Annotated in this window: 15 protein-coding genes and 1 pseudogene; 15 read left to right on the top strand and 1 reads right to left on the bottom strand. The window is 45.1% G+C overall.

Annotation, left to right across the window (positions count from 1 at the left end; translation table 11 throughout):
- Positions 1-6 precede the first annotated feature (6 nt).
- Positions 7-612 (top strand): flavin reductase family protein, encoded by a 606-nt coding sequence (locus GPK60_RS08610; protein WP_022118375.1) that lies wholly within the window; start codon positions 7-9, stop codon positions 610-612.
- A 5-nt stretch (positions 613-617) separates the two neighbouring features.
- On the opposite strand, the gene GPK60_RS08605 is transcribed toward GPK60_RS08610, so the two are convergent.
- On the bottom strand, positions 618-1,856 hold the full coding sequence (locus GPK60_RS08605; protein WP_215659309.1) for a DNA polymerase IV: 1,239 nt from the start codon (positions 1,854-1,856) through the stop codon (positions 618-620).
- A 314-nt stretch (positions 1,857-2,170) separates the two neighbouring features.
- On the opposite strand from GPK60_RS08605, the gene GPK60_RS08600 reads away from it, so the two are divergent.
- The 14 genes and pseudogenes from GPK60_RS08600 to GPK60_RS08540 all read left to right on the top strand — a co-directional run bounded on the left by GPK60_RS08600 (position 2,171) and on the right by GPK60_RS08540 (position 18,212).
- The gene (locus tag GPK60_RS08600) at positions 2,171-2,728 is read left to right on the top strand and encodes a hypothetical protein (RefSeq protein ID WP_173887189.1); all 558 of its coding nucleotides are present in this window, start codon (positions 2,171-2,173) and stop codon (positions 2,726-2,728) included.
- 333 nt (positions 2,729-3,061) lie between these two features.
- Positions 3,062-4,213: an SAM-dependent methyltransferase gene (locus tag GPK60_RS08595; RefSeq protein WP_022117916.1), complete on the top strand. Its 1,152-nt coding sequence runs from the start codon at positions 3,062-3,064 to the stop codon at positions 4,211-4,213.
- On the top strand, positions 4,214-6,676 hold the full coding sequence (locus GPK60_RS08590; protein ID WP_173896184.1) for a hypothetical protein: 2,463 nt from the start codon (positions 4,214-4,216) through the stop codon (positions 6,674-6,676). It begins immediately after the preceding gene.
- 116 nt (positions 6,677-6,792) lie between these two features.
- Positions 6,793-7,263 (top strand): sigma-70 family RNA polymerase sigma factor, encoded by a 471-nt coding sequence (locus GPK60_RS08585; RefSeq protein ID WP_147632871.1) that lies wholly within the window; start codon positions 6,793-6,795, stop codon positions 7,261-7,263.
- A 15-nt stretch (positions 7,264-7,278) separates the two neighbouring features.
- A complete protein-coding gene (locus tag GPK60_RS08580; RefSeq protein WP_215659307.1) occupies positions 7,279-9,336 on the top strand; it encodes a beta-propeller domain-containing protein in 2,058 nt (685 codons plus the stop codon).
- A 66-nt stretch (positions 9,337-9,402) separates the two neighbouring features.
- Positions 9,403-10,332 (top strand): annotated as a pseudogene (locus GPK60_RS15320) (Mbeg1-like protein); the annotation flags it as partial.
- Positions 10,333-10,578: 246 nt separating this feature from the next.
- Complete coding sequence (asnS, locus tag GPK60_RS15315; protein WP_226911829.1) at positions 10,579-11,970, top strand: asparagine--tRNA ligase; 1,392 nt, start codon at positions 10,579-10,581, stop codon at positions 11,968-11,970.
- A 174-nt stretch (positions 11,971-12,144) separates the two neighbouring features.
- Positions 12,145-12,840 carry a VanR-ABDEGLN family response regulator transcription factor gene (gene vanR, locus GPK60_RS08570; RefSeq protein ID WP_022119233.1) on the top strand — a complete coding sequence of 232 codons (696 nt, stop codon included), beginning with the start codon at positions 12,145-12,147 and terminating at the stop codon, positions 12,838-12,840.
- Positions 12,830-13,987 carry a HAMP domain-containing sensor histidine kinase gene (locus tag GPK60_RS08565; protein WP_215659305.1) on the top strand — a complete coding sequence of 386 codons (1,158 nt, stop codon included), beginning with the start codon at positions 12,830-12,832 and terminating at the stop codon, positions 13,985-13,987. Before vanR ends, GPK60_RS08565 begins: the two co-directional genes overlap by 11 nt.
- The gene (srtB, locus tag GPK60_RS08560; protein WP_147632866.1) at positions 13,988-14,779 is read left to right on the top strand and encodes a class B sortase; all 792 of its coding nucleotides are present in this window, start codon (positions 13,988-13,990) and stop codon (positions 14,777-14,779) included.
- 59 nt (positions 14,780-14,838) lie between these two features.
- The gene (locus GPK60_RS08555) at positions 14,839-15,552 is read left to right on the top strand and encodes an NAD-dependent protein deacylase (RefSeq protein ID WP_022119236.1); all 714 of its coding nucleotides are present in this window, start codon (positions 14,839-14,841) and stop codon (positions 15,550-15,552) included.
- A 56-nt stretch (positions 15,553-15,608) separates the two neighbouring features.
- Positions 15,609-15,791 carry a DUF951 domain-containing protein gene (locus GPK60_RS08550; RefSeq protein WP_147632865.1) on the top strand — a complete coding sequence of 61 codons (183 nt, stop codon included), beginning with the start codon at positions 15,609-15,611 and terminating at the stop codon, positions 15,789-15,791.
- A gap of 248 nt (positions 15,792-16,039) precedes the next feature.
- On the top strand, positions 16,040-17,551 hold the full coding sequence (locus tag GPK60_RS08545; protein WP_147632864.1) for a HAMP domain-containing sensor histidine kinase: 1,512 nt from the start codon (positions 16,040-16,042) through the stop codon (positions 17,549-17,551).
- Positions 17,523-18,212 (top strand): response regulator transcription factor, encoded by a 690-nt coding sequence (locus tag GPK60_RS08540; RefSeq protein ID WP_022119239.1) that lies wholly within the window; start codon positions 17,523-17,525, stop codon positions 18,210-18,212. Before GPK60_RS08545 ends, GPK60_RS08540 begins: the two co-directional genes overlap by 29 nt.
- Positions 18,213-18,236: the final 24 nt, after the last annotated feature.

Raw genomic sequence — 18,236 nt, 5'->3', positions numbered from 1 at the left:
ATAATTATGGCAAAGCAAATCTGGAAACCGGGAAATATGATCTATCCGCTTCCGGCAGTGATGGTCAGCTGTCAGAGGGAGGGCGAGAAACCAAACATCATCACGGTGGCGTGGACGGGAACCGTCTGTACCAACCCGCCGATGGTTTATATTTCGGTAAGACCGCAGCGTTATTCGTATGATATTCTGGATGAGACAGGAGAATTTGTCATCAACCTGACAACAAAAGAGTTGGCACGGGCAACTGACTACTGCGGCGTACGTTCCGGCCGGGATGTCGATAAATTCAAAGAGACCGGGCTGACTGCGGTGGAAGCAACGAAGGTCAAAGCACCGCTGATCGCGGAAGCACCGGTCAATATCGAGTGCCGTATCACCGAGAAGAAAGAACTCGGTTCGCACCATATGTTCCTCGCAGAAGTACTGGCAGTTCATGTCGATGAAAAATATCTTGATGAGAATGGAAAATTTCAGCTCAATAAAAGCGGGCTGATCGCATATTCGCACGGAGAATATCTGGATCTCGGAAAAGAGATCGGGACGTTCGGGTATTCTGTGAAGAAAAAGACGAAAAAGCCACAGAAGAGAAGAAAGAAGAAAGTGGAGAGGTAGTTTTTTTACTCCATCTCACTTGCTCGTGTCACCGCTTTTTTTCCATATTTTTTGCGAATAGAATCAAGTGCTGCATCCAGTTTTTTCTGTTTTTCCGGGGATGGTTTTTTCGGAAAATCGGCATTGGCATTTGTTTTGTTTGCAGAGGTATCGGAAAAATCCAGGTCAAACAAGGAAAGCTGGACGGGCTCATTTTCATCGACGAGTTTGGTAGTGCGGATACCTAACAGGCGAACGGGCTGCTGATTCCAGAGTTCGTGGAAGAGCCGTTTAGAGGTCTGAGTGATCAGGTCGGTAGAATTTGTTGGAATATCAATCTGGGTTTGTCTGGAAACAGACTGAAAATCGTAGTATTTGATTTCCACACAGATGCTGCCGGCTTTTTTGTGTGCTTTTCGCAGGCGGGATGCAACACTTTCTGCAAGGGAGTGCAGGATCGGTACAGCCTCGCATTCTTTTGTCAGGTCGGAGGACAGAGTGGTAGAGTTTCCAATCCCTTTTGCCTCCGCCGGGGTGGAACAGACCGGGCTGTTATCGATGCCATTTGCGTAATTCCAGAGCATGGTTCCATGGCTTTTCAGATTGAGCGTGATCAGTTTCGGGTCGGAGGCAGCAAGTTCTCCGATGGTGCGGATGCCGAGGTTGTTCAGAGCTTTCACGGAAGATTTGCCTGCCATGAACAGTTCTCCGATCGGAAGAGGCCACATTTTCTGCGGGATTTCGTCTGGAAACAGAGTGTGTATTTTATCCGGCTTTTCAAAATCCGATGCCATTTTTGCCAGAAGTTTATTGGAAGAAATACCGACATTTACGGTAAAGCCAAAGCGGCTGTGGATTTCGTCCTTGATGTATCTGGCAGCGGCGTAAGGTGACGGATAGCGATGGGAAATCCCGGTAAAATCCAGGAAACATTCATCAATGCTGACCTGTTCGATATCAGGGGTCAGGCTGTGCAGAAAGTCCATCATGCGGCGGCTGTACGCATGATAAAGGTCGTGGTTGGGCGGTGCCATTATAAGATTTGGACATTTTTTTAAGGCATTCACGACAGGTTCGCCTGTGTGGATGCCGAATTTTTTTGCCGGAATGGATTTGGCGAGGACAACGCCGTGGCGTGTCTTCTGATCGCCGCCGATGATGGCAGGGATTTCTCGCAGATCCGGACCGTTTCCTGTTTTTAAATTTTCGACAGACGTCCAGCTTAGATAAGCGGAATTTACATCAATATGAAAGATCGTACGCATGTGGGGACACCTCGGTTTGCTTTATCAGAATGGTCTTTTGTGAGCAAGCTCCCAAAATCCATTCATGTTAAATCTGCATGGTGAGAAAGATGATGCCACGGATTGCTCCGCTGAAAATCAGCTTTCGCAATCCTGTAAACATTCGGAATACGCAAATTTACTGCGTAAATTGCTTCTTCCTCATGTTTAAGCGGATGAAAAGGTCAATCGTCTTATCTTGCAAGCAAGAACGACGTTGGACTTTTTCATCCTTGGCATCATTTATTGTACCACTTTTTTCACGTCTGCACAGGGGAAAGCATATTTTATAGCAAATGTTTTGCGAATGGAGTGAGACAATCGTGGATTCTTTTGAAGAAAAATTTCCGTGGAATTTTATGTCATATCATCAGGGTTATCCGATGCCGGGAGCGATGATGCCGGTGGAAAGCCCGATGGCACCGTGGATGGGCATGGCAGGTGGTTATCCTGTTTATCCGGCAAACATGTATCCGCAGGCATATCTGGATGAGATGCAAAATGAGCGGGACATGAAGAAGATGAAGGAACTTTATCCGGAGGTGGCGAAGGATGTTCTAAGTGTAGTGGAGGATGAGTGTGACCAGATGGAGTACGACGGCAGCATGATGTTTGATGAGTATCCGGATAAGGTGATGTTTGAGCGGATCAAAAACCGGATTTATGATAAGGTTCAGGAGAAATATCCGGTCGAAGAGGAGGATGACCGGGATCAGGCGATGGTCATGCAGCAAGAGGTGTACAGACGTTATCCGCCGCGTAAAAACTGGCTGGGGGACATAATCGAGGTGCTTCTGTATCAGGAAATGTACCGCAGGAGGTGCAGACGGCGAAGCTGCCGCAGGAGATACTGAATTCAAGTCGAACGCACGTGGAACCTGGGATACTGCGGTCAGTTTAAAAAAATTTAAGTTGTGGTTTTAAAGCAAAGACATTACAATGGAGGGGACTGCTGGGGTCATACAGCAGTTCTCATCTCAGTCGTATTATCTCAGTCGAGAAGACTCCCACTTCTGCAAGTGGTGAGTAATAACAAGTCTTTCTCAGTGGGAGTACAATCTCCGACTGAGATAAACACTCCGCGAGTATGTGTAGTGATTCTGAGAAGAATATGTCAGCTTTCGCTGACCAGAATCACGCACCAAGTCTCACGTGCGTTCGACTTGAAAAGAAAGGGTATAGGATATATGGAAGAATTAAAAATATTGCTGGAGGAGTGTGTCTGTGAAAAGCTGATACATATGACAGCAAGCGGGGCGAGGGACAAGGATGGCATTTCCAAAGTGCGTATCCGGCCGGTTCTGCAAAAAGGAAGTCTGATGTTTCAGTCTGCAGCACGCAAGGGGAAGCAGGAGTTTCACAGCAACCGCGATCGTGATGAGCTGATCGGGGATGTTCTGAAATTTATGGAAGAGGATTTCCGGCAGCTTCAGATTCAGATGCAGGACGAGCTGATCACAGTTCTGATCAGCAAAAAGGGAAAAGTGACGATCAAACGTAAAAAGAGTGTGACAAAACTGGATGCACCGGTTCTGATGCACAATCGTAAGAAACATTACATTCTGGAGGAAGGGATTCCGGTGCCGTTTCTGATTGATCTTGGAGTGCAGACTGCAGAGGGCAGGATCGTGCATGCCAGATACGACAAATTTCGCCAGATCAACCGTTTCTTGGAGTTTGTGCAGGATATCCTGCCACAGATGGAAAAGGGCAGAGAGCTTACGATCCTGGATTTCGGATGCGGCAAATCTTACCTGACGTTTGCACTTTATTATTATCTGAAGATTTTAAATGGCTATGATATCCGTGTGATCGGACTGGATCTGAAAGAAGATGTGATCGCACGCTGCAATGCCCTTGCGGAAAAATACGGCTATGATAAACTGACTTTTCTGACCGGAGATATTGCAGATTACGAGGGCGTTTCCAAAGTGGACATGGTTGTGACGCTGCACGCCTGTGATACGGCCACAGATTATGCCCTGGAGAAGGCTCTGGAATGGGATGCAAAAGTAATCCTGTCTGTGCCTTGCTGTCAGCATGAACTGAATAAACAGATGGAAAATGAGATTCTGAAACCAGTTCTGAAATATGGTCTGATCAAGGAGCGGATCGCTGCACTTGTGACGGACGCACTCCGGGCAGGAAGACTGGAAGAAGCCGGATATCAGGTGCAGATCCTGGAGTTTATTGATATGGAGCATACTCCGAAAAATATTCTTATAAGAGCAGTAAAAACCGGAAAACCACATGAGATCAAAGAACTGGATGCCTGTGAGAAATTTCTTGGTGTTGATCCGCTGCTTGGACGTTTGAAAAAAGAAAAAGGGGAAATATAAATGAAGAAAATATTGATAAGGATCGTAGTTCTGGTGCTTGTTTTTGCGGCGGCTGTCTTTGGTACATCCAAAATCCTCGGAAAAAAAATGGCAGATACCTCTGAAGTGATGGCACAAGCTACGTTTCCGCTGGTTTATGTTGATCTGAACGGAAAACAGATCAACTGTATGCATGGTTATGCACAGGAAATGGATGTCATTGCCATGCGGGATACACTGACACCGCTCAGTAATGATAAAACAGTAAATATACAGATCCAGCCGTTTGAAAACCAGATCAGCAGCGTCAGCTACGAAGTACTGTCTGCGGATGGCAGCAAATCACTGGAAAATACGCTGGTAACGACACTTGGCAACCAGGATGATTATGTGACAGCAGAACTGAAAGTTAATAATAAGATCCTGATCAACACAGAATATATCATGAAGATCAAAGTGACTGCCGGTGTCAGGGATATTTATTATTACACACGCATTATCAACCAGGCGAACCTGAATACAGAAAACTACCTGAATTTTGCAACCGGATTTTATGAGAGATGTTTAAACGGGAATGATGAAGACGGAATGATCTCACAGACGATCGAGCCAAATGAAGATGCCGATAACACAACGCTTGCCCATATGGACATCCACAGTTCCGGGGCACAGCTGATGTGGGGACGGCTCACGCCGCAGGCATATTTAAAACCGATCCCGAGCATCAAGGAATTAAACGAAAACACGGCAACACTGGAAATGGATTATGTGATCACAGCGACCGGTGATACCGAGGATATGGAAATGTATCATGTGACAGAATATTACCGTATGCGATACGCAGAATCGCAGGTCATGCTGCTTGATTTTGAGCGTGATACAAATGAGATTTTTGATCCGGAAAATTCGATTCTTGTGACAAATGGTATCCGCCTTGGCATCAACAGCCGGGATCTGACCTACAAAAGTGATACCGACAAAAAATATTTTGCATTTGCACAGCAGGGTTCCCTGTGGCTTTATGAAACGGGGACGAAAAAGCTGACGCAGGTGTTCAGTTTCCTTCAGAATGGAAAGCTGGATGCGAGAGATATTTATGATGAAAATAATATCCGCATCATAAATATAGATTCCAGCGGAAATATGACCTTCCTTCTGTGCGGTTATATGAACCGCGGCAAACACGAAGGAGAGTGCGGCGTTGCGGTCTATACTTACAATGCAGCGACAACGAGCATCACGGAGCGACTTTACGTGGAAACACAGGAAGCATTTTCCCTGCTGGATAAAGATGTCGAAAATCTGGGTTATATGTCAGCGGATCGGACACATTTTTATCTGACACTGGAAGGAAGTTTTTACGATATCAATATCACAGATAATTCAGTGACAGAACAGTTTTCCAACTTAAGCAGCGGATGTTATGTCGGCTCTTCCACCGGAGGAAAATTTGCATGGCTTCAGGAAAATGAAAAATACGATTCTTCTACGCTGAATCTGCGTGATCTGGAAACAGGAAACGATACTGCATTTACCTGCGACAGTGATGAACGTCTGCAGCCAATCGGATTTATCGATTCTGACTTGGTATACGGCGTGGCGAAGGTTTCGGATATTGACACAGAAGACAAAGGAAGCGAAGTATTCCCGATGTACAAAGTACTGATCGTAAATTCTGCGGGAGAGACATTAAAGACTTATGAGCCGGACGGTTGTTACGTGATCGGCGGAAGCGTAAATGACAAACTGCTGACGCTGGACCGTGTCAAGAAAACGAAACGCGGCTATACAGAGACCAGCCAGGATCACATCGTAAACAGCAGTGCGGACGATGAAGCGGCTTATGGATTTGCGTATGTAGAAAGCGACAAAAAACAGACAGAAACCATTCTGAAAACGGGTGAGACGATCGAGGAAGGTACAACACCGCAGATCCTTTATGCAAAACAGGTTAAGGCAGAAGGCGAAGAGGCTGCAGAAGTATCGATTCCGGCCAAAAAACAGACAGAAGAACTTTACTATGTCTATGCGAAAGGTCATCTCGACAGCATGTACACCACGATCAGTGAGGCGGTACAGAGAGCAGATGATCAGCTTGGCGTTGTGGTAAACAACAAACAGCAGCTGATCTGGGAGCGAGGCAACAAACAGACCACCTGCAAGCTGGATATTAGTACGTTTCCGGATGTGATTTTAAGCGGTAAGATGAACATCAAAAAACTGTCAAAAAATCTCGGCAAACAGGTACTTGACCTGACCGGATGTACACTCGACAGTGTGCTGTATTATGTAAGCGAGGGCACGCCGGTTCTGGCAAAAACAGCAGACGGCGTTGTGATCATTGCCGGATATGACCAGTACAATACAATCCTGTTAAAACCGGGAGAAGCCGAGACCTATTATTACGGCCTGGAAGAAAGTGCCGATATGTTTGAAGCAGCCGGAAATCAGTTTGTAACGTATTTTGATCCGCTTGAGGAGTAAAAACAGAAAAAAATTTTCCATGCAACAAAACACGAAAAAAATGACACTGTATAGATGAGAGGCGGGAAGGCTGCAGACGGAACGCCTCCTGAGCATAAAAAGAATGGGGTGATCATATGGAGCGAAATGCAGAAGATTTTGCTGCAAAATACGAGAAAGTATATCAGGATATGTTTCGATTTGCATTATATACCCTGAAAAACAGGCATGAAGCAGAAGATGTTGTAAGTGAGACGGTACTGGATGCCTGGAAGGGGATTGAAGGGTTAAAAGACGAAAATGCTTTTCGTGCCTGGATTTTCCGGATTCTTGCCAACAAATGCAGACAGAAGCTGAAATCCTATCTGAACCGTGCCGTGGAGCTTCCGGCCGATCTGGCATGGCGGGAACGTGACACGAGCGAAGATATGGATGTGCGGGCGGCATTTTATAAATTAAATGACGAAGAACGTCTGATACTTTCTTCCAGTCTGTTTGGCGGATATACCGGAAAAGAGATTGCCGCCATGCTGGAAATGAATGAGAATACCGTGCGTTCTCTGAAAAGCCGTGCTCTTAAGAAAATGGAGCAGATGCTTAGTGAGTGAGAGGAGTTGGATTGTATGGATGAAAAAAAGATTTTGGATATGATAAAAAAATCCGGTGAAAATGTCGATGCACCGGAAGAAATCCATCCAGAGCAGATTAAACGTCTGCTGGAAGAACAGCCGGTGGATAAAAAAAGCCGGTTTCGAAGATATGCCCAGTGGGGAGCAGTTGCGGCAGTCTTCGCACTGGTGATCATCGGAGGGGTGACGGGTCTTACCAGACTTTCCGGCACAAATGGCGAAAACAGCCAGAATGAAGCCGGAACGATGTCGCTTGCAGACGCATCGCAGAGTACAAAAGCGACAGGTGAGACAGAAATTTTTGAAGTTACAACAGAAAATACAACGGAAGCAACAACAGAAAAAACAACGACGGCCCAGACGTCAGCGGATGTTGAATCCGGTAATTATGTTTTTGCCGGTGCAAAGAGTTATCAGGAGATTTTTGATGCCCTGAAAAAAACAGAAAGCGGATATGGCGGGTATGAGACAGCAGAGCTGGCAAGAGGTACGACAAACGACTATATGGTGGAAGATTCGGCGATGGCGGCCATGGATATGGAAAGCTCTGAAACAAATGCGGGAGCAGGGTTTTCTTATTCAAAGACAAATCTGCAGGAAGCAGGCGTGGATGAAGCAGATATAGTCAAGACGGACGGAAAATATCTGTATGTGATGAAAGCAACCGGCAGTGTCCGTCTAATCCGTGCAGAAGACAAGGCTTTGCAGACAGAGGGAACGATCATGCTGGATGCATTGAATGAGACACCGCAGGAAATGTACGTGGACGGCGACACGCTGAGCCTGATCGTGACCGGAAGCAAGACTACGCTGAACAGTGATGCTGAAGAAGATACTTACACGGCGGATACGGAAAATTATACAAAACTTTACACCTATGATATTTCCGATCGTTCCCAGCCGCAGCTCACCGGTGTGGTTCAGCAGCAGGGACACTACAGCACTTCCAGAAAAAACGGCGATATCGTTTATCTGTTTACGCAGTTTGATCCGCAGGTCAGCGATGCATCGGAAATTGATGAGTACATTCCGGCAGTAAATGGTGCAAGAATGGAGTCCTCGGATATTTTTCTTCCGGAGTATCAGAACAGTACTTCCTGCCTGGTAATCTCTTCTGTGAGCACCGGAAAACCGGATGCGATCATAGATCAGAAAGCAGTTGTATCTGCAGCGGAGAATTTTTATGTAAGTGAGAATAATATTTATATCAGCAACACAAACTGGAGCAGTGATGTGACGATGACACAGATTCTGAAATTCTCCTGCCAGAAAGGGAAGATCCAGGCGAAAGGTGCAGCAGATCTAAAAGGTTCTCTGAACGACAGTTTTTCTATGAATGAGTACAACAGTTATCTCAGAGTTGTTCTGACAGACTACAGCGGGGAGACACAGAAAAATGCACTCTATGTGCTGGATGATGCGATGCAGGTCTGCGGAAACATTGGAGATCTGGCAGAAGGAGAAGACATCCGTTCCGCAAGATTTCTCGGTGATATCGGATATTTTGTGACATTTCGCAATACAGATCCGCTGTTTTCGGTTGACTTAAGCGATCCGTCTGATCCGAAAATACTTGGAGAACTGAAAATCACAGGATTTTCCTCGTATCTGCATTTTTACGGAGAAAACAAACTGCTCGGTGTGGGCAACGAAGTTGATCCGGAGACAGGAGCTTATACAGGTATCAAACTTGCGATGTTTGATGTATCCGATCCGTCCAACGTAAAACAGCTGCACAAGTTTGTGATCAAAGACACTTACGACTGCCCGCTGTTCTACAATTACAAAGCGGCGATGATTGATACGGAAAAAAATGTTTTTGGATTCATGTGTGATTCCAGCTATATGGTCTTTTGCTATGATGAAGAAAAAGGATTTGAAAATGTCTTCACGGAAAATCTCGGAGATTCTTACTATGGCTACTCTTACAACGGACTTCAGGAAGTCCGGGGCTGTTTTATCGGCGATAATTTTTATCTGGTCGGCGGCGGACAGATCCGTATTTATGACATGGCAAACGATTACAAAGAAGTCGGAAGACTGGAACTTTGACAGCGGCAGTTCACAGAAATCGGTGAACGGAAAGCTTTTATCTTTAAAATCTGCAGGTGATAGAATATGAAACTTACGGATAATACATTAAAATATTTAAAGGAATATGGAGGTCTTTCTTTCGGGGAAAGACCTTTTTCCCACGTAGACAGTCTGATCTTGTGTCAGCTGTCTTATTTTAAATTTCAGGATCTGGTGCCGGATCTTGTCGAAAAAATGGATGGAAATGACATCAGAGGAGTGACGATGCGTTCTCTTCGCAAACATCCGAAATACAACAGTCTGTATGTGTCAGACTGGTACGAAAAAGACAATCGCAGGCTCTATGCGGCGGTTGCCAGAAGCAGGCGTTTTGCAAAAATGCGGCTCAATTATTACACCAATCTCACGGACAAAGAAATGCAGATGCAGTTCTCGGCAGTTACATTTCTGCTGGAAGACGGAACGGTGTATGTGGCATTTCGCGGGACAGATGAGACGATCGTCGGCTGGAGAGAAGATTTTGATATGGCACTGAAAAGCCCGATTCCGTCGCAGACGGCGGCAAGGCTCTATCTGCGGCACATTGCAGAATACACCGGCGATGCCCCGCTGATGATTGGCGGACATTCCAAAGGCGGCAATGAGGCAGTCTTTGCAGCGATGGAGACAGAACCGCAGATCCAGGACCGGATCAGAGCTGTATACTGTTTTGACGGGCCGGGTTTCCGGGAAGATATTTACCGGAAAGAAGGTTATCTTCGGATCGAAAAGAAGATCATCAAAATGGTTCCGCAGGATTCCTTTGTGGGCATGCTTCTGCATACTGCGGGAAGTTATCAGGTTGTGGAAAGTTCCGGGAAAGGTGTGCTGCAGCATGATATGTTCACCTGGGTAGTAAAAGAAGGGGATTTTGTATACAAAGAAGAGATTAACCCGGCGACCGAAAAGAAAAATCAGCAGATCAATGAGTGGATCGCATCGTATTCTCCTGAGGAGCAGCAGGAGATCGTGGATGCCCTTTTTGAGATCATTGAAGCAACTCAGGCAGACACGGTTATGGATTTTACGCAGAACCGTTTACAGAAAATGATGAAGATGCTGAACATTTTTCATGGTCTGGAGGCAAAAACAAAGCGAAATGTACGCAAGCTTTTCCATATCCTGCTTGCACCGTCGGAAAGATTAGGATATACTGAGAGCAGTAAGAAAACGGCAGAACCAGATTCTGCTGTAAAAATGGAAAACAAAGGAGTTTATAAAATGGAATTGGTAACAGTAAGAGAAATTTACCGTGATACGGAAAAATATTTAAATCAGAAGATTACAGTGGGAGGATGGCTTCGAAGCGTCAGAGATTCCAAGACATTTGGATTTTTAGTGCTGCATGACGGTACTTTCTTTGAGACACTGCAGATCGTATACCACGATAAAATGGAAAACTTTGCACAGGTTTCCAAACTGAATGTAGGAGCAGCCGTTATCGTTACCGGTACGCTGATCCCGACACCGGAAGCAAAACAGCCATTTGAGATCCAGGCAGACGAAGTTGTGGTAGAAGGAGCTTCCGCACCGGATTACCCACTTCAGAAAAAGCGTCACAGCTTTGAATATCTGCGTACTATCTCACATCTGCGTCCGAGAACCAATGCGTTCCAGGCAGTGTTCCGTGTACGTTCACTGACCGCTTATGCGATCCACAAATTCTTCCAGGAGAGAGATTTCGTTTATGTGCATACTCCGCTGATCACCGGAAGTGACTGCGAAGGTGCGGGCGAAATGTTTCAGGTAACAACTATGGATCTGAACAACATCCCGAAAACAGAGCAGGGCGGCGTAGATTTCAGCCAGGATTTCTTCGGAAAACAGACCAACCTGACCGTAAGTGGACAGCTCAATGGCGAAACCTTTGCACAGGCATTCCGCAACATTTATACATTCGGACCGACTTTCCGTGCAGAGAACTCCAACACAACACGTCATGCAGCAGAATTCTGGATGATCGAGCCGGAGATCGCATTCTCTGATCTGAAAGATGACATGATCCTTGCAGAGTCCATGCTGAAATATGTGATCCGCTATGTCATGGAAAATGCACCGGAAGAAATGCAGTTCTTCAACAATTTTGTCGATAAAGGACTGATTGACCGTCTGAAACATGTAGTGGAATCCGAGTTTGCACACGTTACTTATACAGAAGCAATCGAATTGCTTGAGAAAAATAATGATAAATTTGAATATAAGGTATCCTGGGGATGTGATCTGCAGACAGAGCATGAGCGTTACCTGACTGAGAAAATCTTCAAACGTCCGGTATTTGTAACAGATTATCCAAAGGAGATCAAAGCGTTCTACATGAAACTGAACGAAGATGGAAAAACCGTTGCTGCTATGGACTGTCTTGTGCCTGGTATCGGTGAGATCATCGGCGGAAGTCAGAGAGAGGACGACTACGAAAAACTGCTCGCACGCATGAATGAGCTGGGACTGAAGGAAGAAGATTACGGATTCTATCTGGATCTGAGAAAATATGGATCTACAAGACATGCAGGTTTCGGACTTGGATTCGAACGTTGCGTTATGTACCTGACCGGTATGTCAAACATCCGTGACGTAATCCCGTTCCCGAGAACAGTAGGAAACTGCGAACTTTAATAAAAGCATAGTCTTACAGGCGGCACCCGGTTTTCTTGACAGAGCCGGGTGTCTGTAATCTTGGGTGGAGTTCAGACTCTTGCACGATTAAGGCTTCGCAGAACCGCATACCAGGTTTTGCCTGTGTTCGACTTGAAAAGTGGGTGCAAGCTGTATCAGGAGGAAAGTACAGAAATGGGAAACCGAATTTTAGTGGTTGATGACGAAAAGGAAATCGCAGATGTTATTGAACTGTATCTGAAAAACGAAGGCTTTGAGGTCGAAAAGTTTTATACAGGAAAAGATGCACTTGTATCGATTGAGAAAGCAGCACCGGATATGGCACTTCTGGATGTAATGCTTCCGGATATTGATGGATTTGAGGTTCTTCAGAAAATCCGTGAAAAATATAATTTTCCGGTTATTATGCTGACGGCAAAAACAGAATATATGGACAAGATCAACGGTCTGATGCTCGGGGCAGATGACTACATGGCAAAGCCATTTAATCCGCTGGAACTGATCGCACGTGTCAAAGCACAGATGCGTCGGTTTACCAAGTACAATACAGGCGGAAGGGCACAGGAAGATGTGATTGATTTTGGAAATATGTTTCTGAACCGTACCACGCATGAGTGTATTTACAATGAAAAGCATCTGACTTTAACACCGATTGAGTTTGATATTCTCTGGCTGCTGTGTGACAACCGCGGGCAGGTCATCAGTTCTGAGCGGCTGTTTGAAGAAGTCTGGAAAGAAAAATATTATAAAAACAGCAACAATACGGTTATGGTCCACATCCGTCACCTGAGAGAAAAGATGAGCGGACCGACCGGCAAAAGTAATTTTATCAAGACCGTATGGGGAGTGGGATACCGCGTTGAAAAATAAATATCGCAGGCTGAAATGGAAAATGATGCTGCAGACGATGGGCATTATGATGATGAGCCTGGTGGTCGGAAAAATGATCATCACACTGATCCTTGACGGATTGTTTCAGGGAAAGCTCTCAAACCTGATCATCGGTATTCTGATGAAAATGAATCTTTCGCAGGCAGAAGCAGATGTGATCTATCAGAATGTATTTCGGGCAAACCGGGATGTGTTTCAGTGGATTGGATTTATGCTGCTGTTTCTGGTCGGATATTATGCGGTACTGTCAAAGACTGCTAATTATCTGAAAAACATCGGAGATGGGATCGACAATGTTTTAGCAAATTCAAAACAGCCGATCGAGCTGGAAACGGAACTGGAGCCGATCGCAGAGAAATTAAATACCATGAAAATGACGCTGGCACGGAAAGAACGCATGGCACAGGAAAGTGAGCAGCGGAAAAATGATCTGGTCGTTTATCTGGCACACGATCTCAAAACGCCTCTCACATCTGTGATCGCGTATTTAAGTATGCTGGACGAAAAACCGGATATGCCGCCGGAAGAACGCAAAAAATATATCCATATCGCACACACCAAGGCGATCCGTCTAAGTGAACTGATCAGCGAATTTTTTGAGATTACAAAGTTCAATCTTCAGAATATCCGTCTGGAGAAAGAGACCATCAATCTTTCATTGATGCTGGAGCAGATCATGGATGAATTTTATGCCGTGTTTGCCGATAACAATCTGACCGGAAATATTTATACGGAAGAAGATCTTATGGTAGAAGGTGATCCGGACAAACTTGCCCGTGTGTTTGACAACCTTCTGCGAAATGCGGTTGCCTATAGTTACCGCGGCACAAACATTGATGTGCGTGCATACGGGGAAGGTGTTGCCGTTGTCATCGTATTTTCCAATCAGGGTGAGCCGATCCCGAAACAGAAACTGCAGACCGTATTTGAAAAGTTCTACCGTGCGGACAATTCCAGATCGAGCCAGACCGGAGGAGCCGGACTTGGACTTTCGGTGGCAAAAGAGATCGTGGAATTGCATGAAGGAACGATCGAAGCCTTTAGTGACATTCAGTCCACCCGTTTTGTGGTGCGTCTGAAGCGACTTTTGCCGAAGGGGCAGCGGCAATCGGGAGGTGTTATTTAAATGGAAGAAAACAAGAAAAAGAAGCGTACCGCCGGAGATGTGATCCGGACGCTGATCATGATCGTGGCACTTGGCGTGTTCTGTTATTCCGGCTATCAGCTGCTTTCGATTTATCAGGAATATAAAAAGGGCAGTGATGAGTATCATGCACTGGAGAATAAATATATTGATGAAAAGGGCATGTTTGAAGAGATCAACACGGATGCGGCGGAGCCGACGATGAAAAATCCGATCGATTTTGCCGGACTGAAAGCCGTGAATGAGGATATTATCGCCTGGCTGAAGGTCGGTGCGATCGATATCAGTTATCCGGTCACGCAGGGCAAGGATAACGATTACTATCTGCACAATACCTTTGAAAATCAGCCGAATATTGCCGGATGTATTTTTATGGATCACGGCTGCAAAAAAGATTTTTCCGATCCGAACACGATCATTTACGGACACAATATGCGAAATCTTTCCATGTTCGGAAAATTAAAACAATTCCGCGATCAGGCAGTGTTTGACTCGGATGCATATTTCTGGGTATATACGCCGGAGAAGATTTATAAATACGAAATTTTCTCCTGCCAGGAAGTCGGTGCGACAAGCGAAACCTATCAGCTTCAGTTTTCCGACAAAAAGAAATTTCAAGAATATATCGATTCCTGTTTTGAACGTTCCGTTTTGAAACGTGACATCGAAGTGACAAGCGATGATAAAATCGTGACACTTTCTACCTGTACCGGAAATTCCGAGACAAGATTTCTCGTGCAGGGCAAGCTGATCGAAACCTACAAGGCAGTGTAAGCAGTGTAAGAGATTTTGCCTCTGGCATCATATAATTTGGGTATGAAAGGGTGATTTGTATGAATGGCACAGAAAAACTGAAAGAACTCATCAATGGAAGCAATAATATTGTATTTTTTGGCGGGGCCGGTGTCTCGACAGAAAGCGGGATTCCTGATTTTCGAAGTACGGATGGACTTTATCACCAGGAGTATGATTATCCGCCGGAAACCATTCTGAGCCATAGTTTTTTCATGCGAAACCCGGAAGAATTTTATCGTTTTTACAAAAATAAAATGCTCTGCCTGGATGCAAAGCCAAACATGGCACATAAAAAGCTGGCAGAGCTTGAAAAGGCCGGAAAATTAAAGGCAGTCATCACGCAGAATATCGACGGACTGCACCAGGCGGCAGGAAGCAAAGAAGTGCTGGAGCTTCACGGAAGCGTGCATCGCAATTACTGTATGAAATGTGGAAAATCTTATGATGCAGAATATATGCTTCATGCAGAAGGCGTGCCGACCTGTTCCTGTGGCGGAAGGATCAAACCGGATGTGGTGCTCTACGAAGAAGGGCTTGATATGACCGTCATGGCAAGAGCCATCCAGGCGATCCAGGATGCAGATATGCTGATCATCGGCGGAACATCCCTGATCGTCTATCCGGCAGCCGGACTGATTGATTATTACAGAGGAAATAAACTGGTCGTGATCAATATGAGTGTCACATCGCAGGATAAAAATGCAGATCTGGTGATCCAGGAACCGATCGGAAAAGTATTTGCCGGCATCTGAACATATAACGATCTGTAAGAATATATGAGATCATTTTGTAGATTGGGAGGGACAGGATGGATTATGAAGTAGGCGATATCGTGAAACTGAAAAAACAGCATCCGTGCGGAAGTAAAGAGTGGAGGATCCTCAGGGTAGGAGCGGACTTCCGACTGGAGTGTATGGGATGTTCACATCAGATCATGATACCGAGAAAACAAGTGGAGAAAAATACTAGGGGGCTTCGCAAGGAGGAGTAGGAGTTGTGAACGTGCAAATGAACGAATTCTCCGAAGGCACTTTTACGTGCCCTTCGGAGAATTCGTTCATTTGCACATGCATATTTTTGGAAGCCAGCACTTTATAACACCTTCATCCCATTCTTTTACATTGAAAAAGAAAAAACGATAATTTTTTTTTGTCTTTTTTTAGAAAAACTTTATGTGTATATCCAACAGCGATATGCTATACTGAAAGGGATTTAAAACCGAGGCAAGGAGCGATTTTTATGAAATTAAAAACGAGGCTTATCATAGCCTTTTTTGTTATTATCTGTGTGCCTCTTTTGCTTGCAGGAGTATCGTTGGTTGGTTTTTCTACGTATCAGATCCGTAATCTGGAGGATCATCTCGGCATTTCCGGTGTGACTTATGAAAATATGTCGGATTCGGTGCAGGTTCTGAACAAAGCGACGAACTCCAATTTTGAACAGATCAAAGCAAAGGGCAGTGAAAATCCGGATGCATTTCTGAATCGTGATTATCTGGATCAGCTGAATGATGAGCTGAAAGAGAAATATTCTTTTCTGATCGTAAGAAAGGGCGACAGCCTTTATTATTCCGGAAGTGATGAGAGCGTGAATAAGCTGTTTCCGGAGCTGCCGGAGTATAGTGACGTGGTCAGCCAGTCGGACAGCGGCGTTTACATCGGTAAGGATGTGAAGGCGTTCGTCAAGCAGATGGATCTGACGTTTTCAGATCAGACAGAAGGCAGTGTTTTTGTAATCACCAGCCTGACGATGGTGCGTCAGATAAGGACTCTTACAAGAGATATGCTTGTTTCTATCGTGATCATTCTGATCATGACAGCAGGTATGCTGACGATGTGGATTTACAATGGAATCAACATTCCGCTGAAAAAGCTTAAGGAAGCAACGCAGAACATCAAAGAGGGAAATCTGGATTTTGTTCTGGATGCAGAAGGTGACGATGAGATCAGTGAGCTGTGCCGCGATTTTGAGGAAATGCGGCAGAGACTGAGGGAGTCATCTGAGGAAAAGATACAGTACGACAAGGAAAATAAAGAGCTGATCAGCAACATTGCACACGATCTGAAAACTCCTATCACAGCCCTGAAAGGTTATGCGGAGGGGATCATGGATGGTGTGGCGGATACGCCGGAGAAAATGGACCGTTACATCCGCACGATTTATAATAAAGCAAATGATATGGATCGTCTGATCAATGAGCTGACGTTCTATTCAAAGATCGATACAAACCGCATTCCATATACATTCAATAAGATCAACGTCCGTGAATATTTTGATGACTGTGTGGAAGAGGTCGGACTGGATCTGGAATCCAAAAATATTGAGCTGTCTTACTTTAATTCAGTTGAAAATGATGTGCTTGTGATCGCCGATGCAGAGCAGCTGAAGCGAGTCATTAACAATATTGTCGGAAACTCTATCAAATATATGGATAAGCCAAAAGGCTATATCAGCATCCGTGTCAAAGATGTGGGTGATTTCATCCAGGTTGAGATCGAAGATAACGGACGAGGTATTGCGGCAAAAGATCTGCCGGCAATCTTTGACCGGTTCTTCCGGGCGGATGCATCCAGGAATTCTTCCAAAGGAGGAAGCGGAATCGGTCTTTCCATCGTACGCAAGATCATCGAAGATCACGGCGGAAAGATCTGGGCAAACAGTAAACTCGGATGTGGTACAGTGATGTACTTTGTCCTTAGAAAATATCAGGAGGTGCCTGTAAATGAGCAGAATACTAATCATAGAAGATGAGGAGAGTATTGCAGAGCTGGAGAAAGATTATCTGGAACTGAGCGGATTTGAAGTTGAGATTGAGAGCAAGGGAGACGTTGGACTCAAACGTGCCCTGGAAGAAGAATTTGATCTTTACATTCTCGACCTGATGCTGCCGGGAATGGACGGATTTGAGATCTGTAAAGAAATCAGAAATCACAAAAATACGCCAATTCTGATGGTTTCCGCAAAGAAAGATGACATTGATAAGATCCGTGGACTGGGACTTGGAGCAGATGACTATATGACCAAACCGTTCAGCCCGAGTGAACTGGTAGCGAGAGTCAAAGCACATATGGCACGTTATGAGCGTTTGGTCAGCACAAATATGCCGAAGAATGATATCGTAGAGATCCGCGGCATCAAGATCGATAAGACAGCACGCCGTGTGTGGGTAAATGGAGAAGAAAAAGCATTTACCACAAAAGAATTTGATCTGCTGACCTTCCTTGCGGAGCATCCAAACCATGTATTCACAAAAGAAGAGCTGTTCAGTGAAATCTGGGATATGGAGTCGATCGGAGATATTGCGACCGTTACGGTACATATCAAAAAGATTCGTGAGAAGATTGAGTTTAACACAGCCAAGCCACAGTATATCGAGACAATCTGGGGCGTGGGATATCGATTTAAGATTTAAAGATGCCAGGGTCAGAAGCATAAA

The sequence above is a fragment of the Ruminococcus sp. MCC718 genome, from assembly GCF_018783905.1.
Classification (GTDB): domain Bacteria; phylum Bacillota; class Clostridia; order Lachnospirales; family Lachnospiraceae; genus Hominisplanchenecus; species Hominisplanchenecus faecis.
The sequence above is the reverse complement of the archived record's forward strand: the minus strand, read 5'-3'. Positions and strand labels throughout refer to the sequence as shown.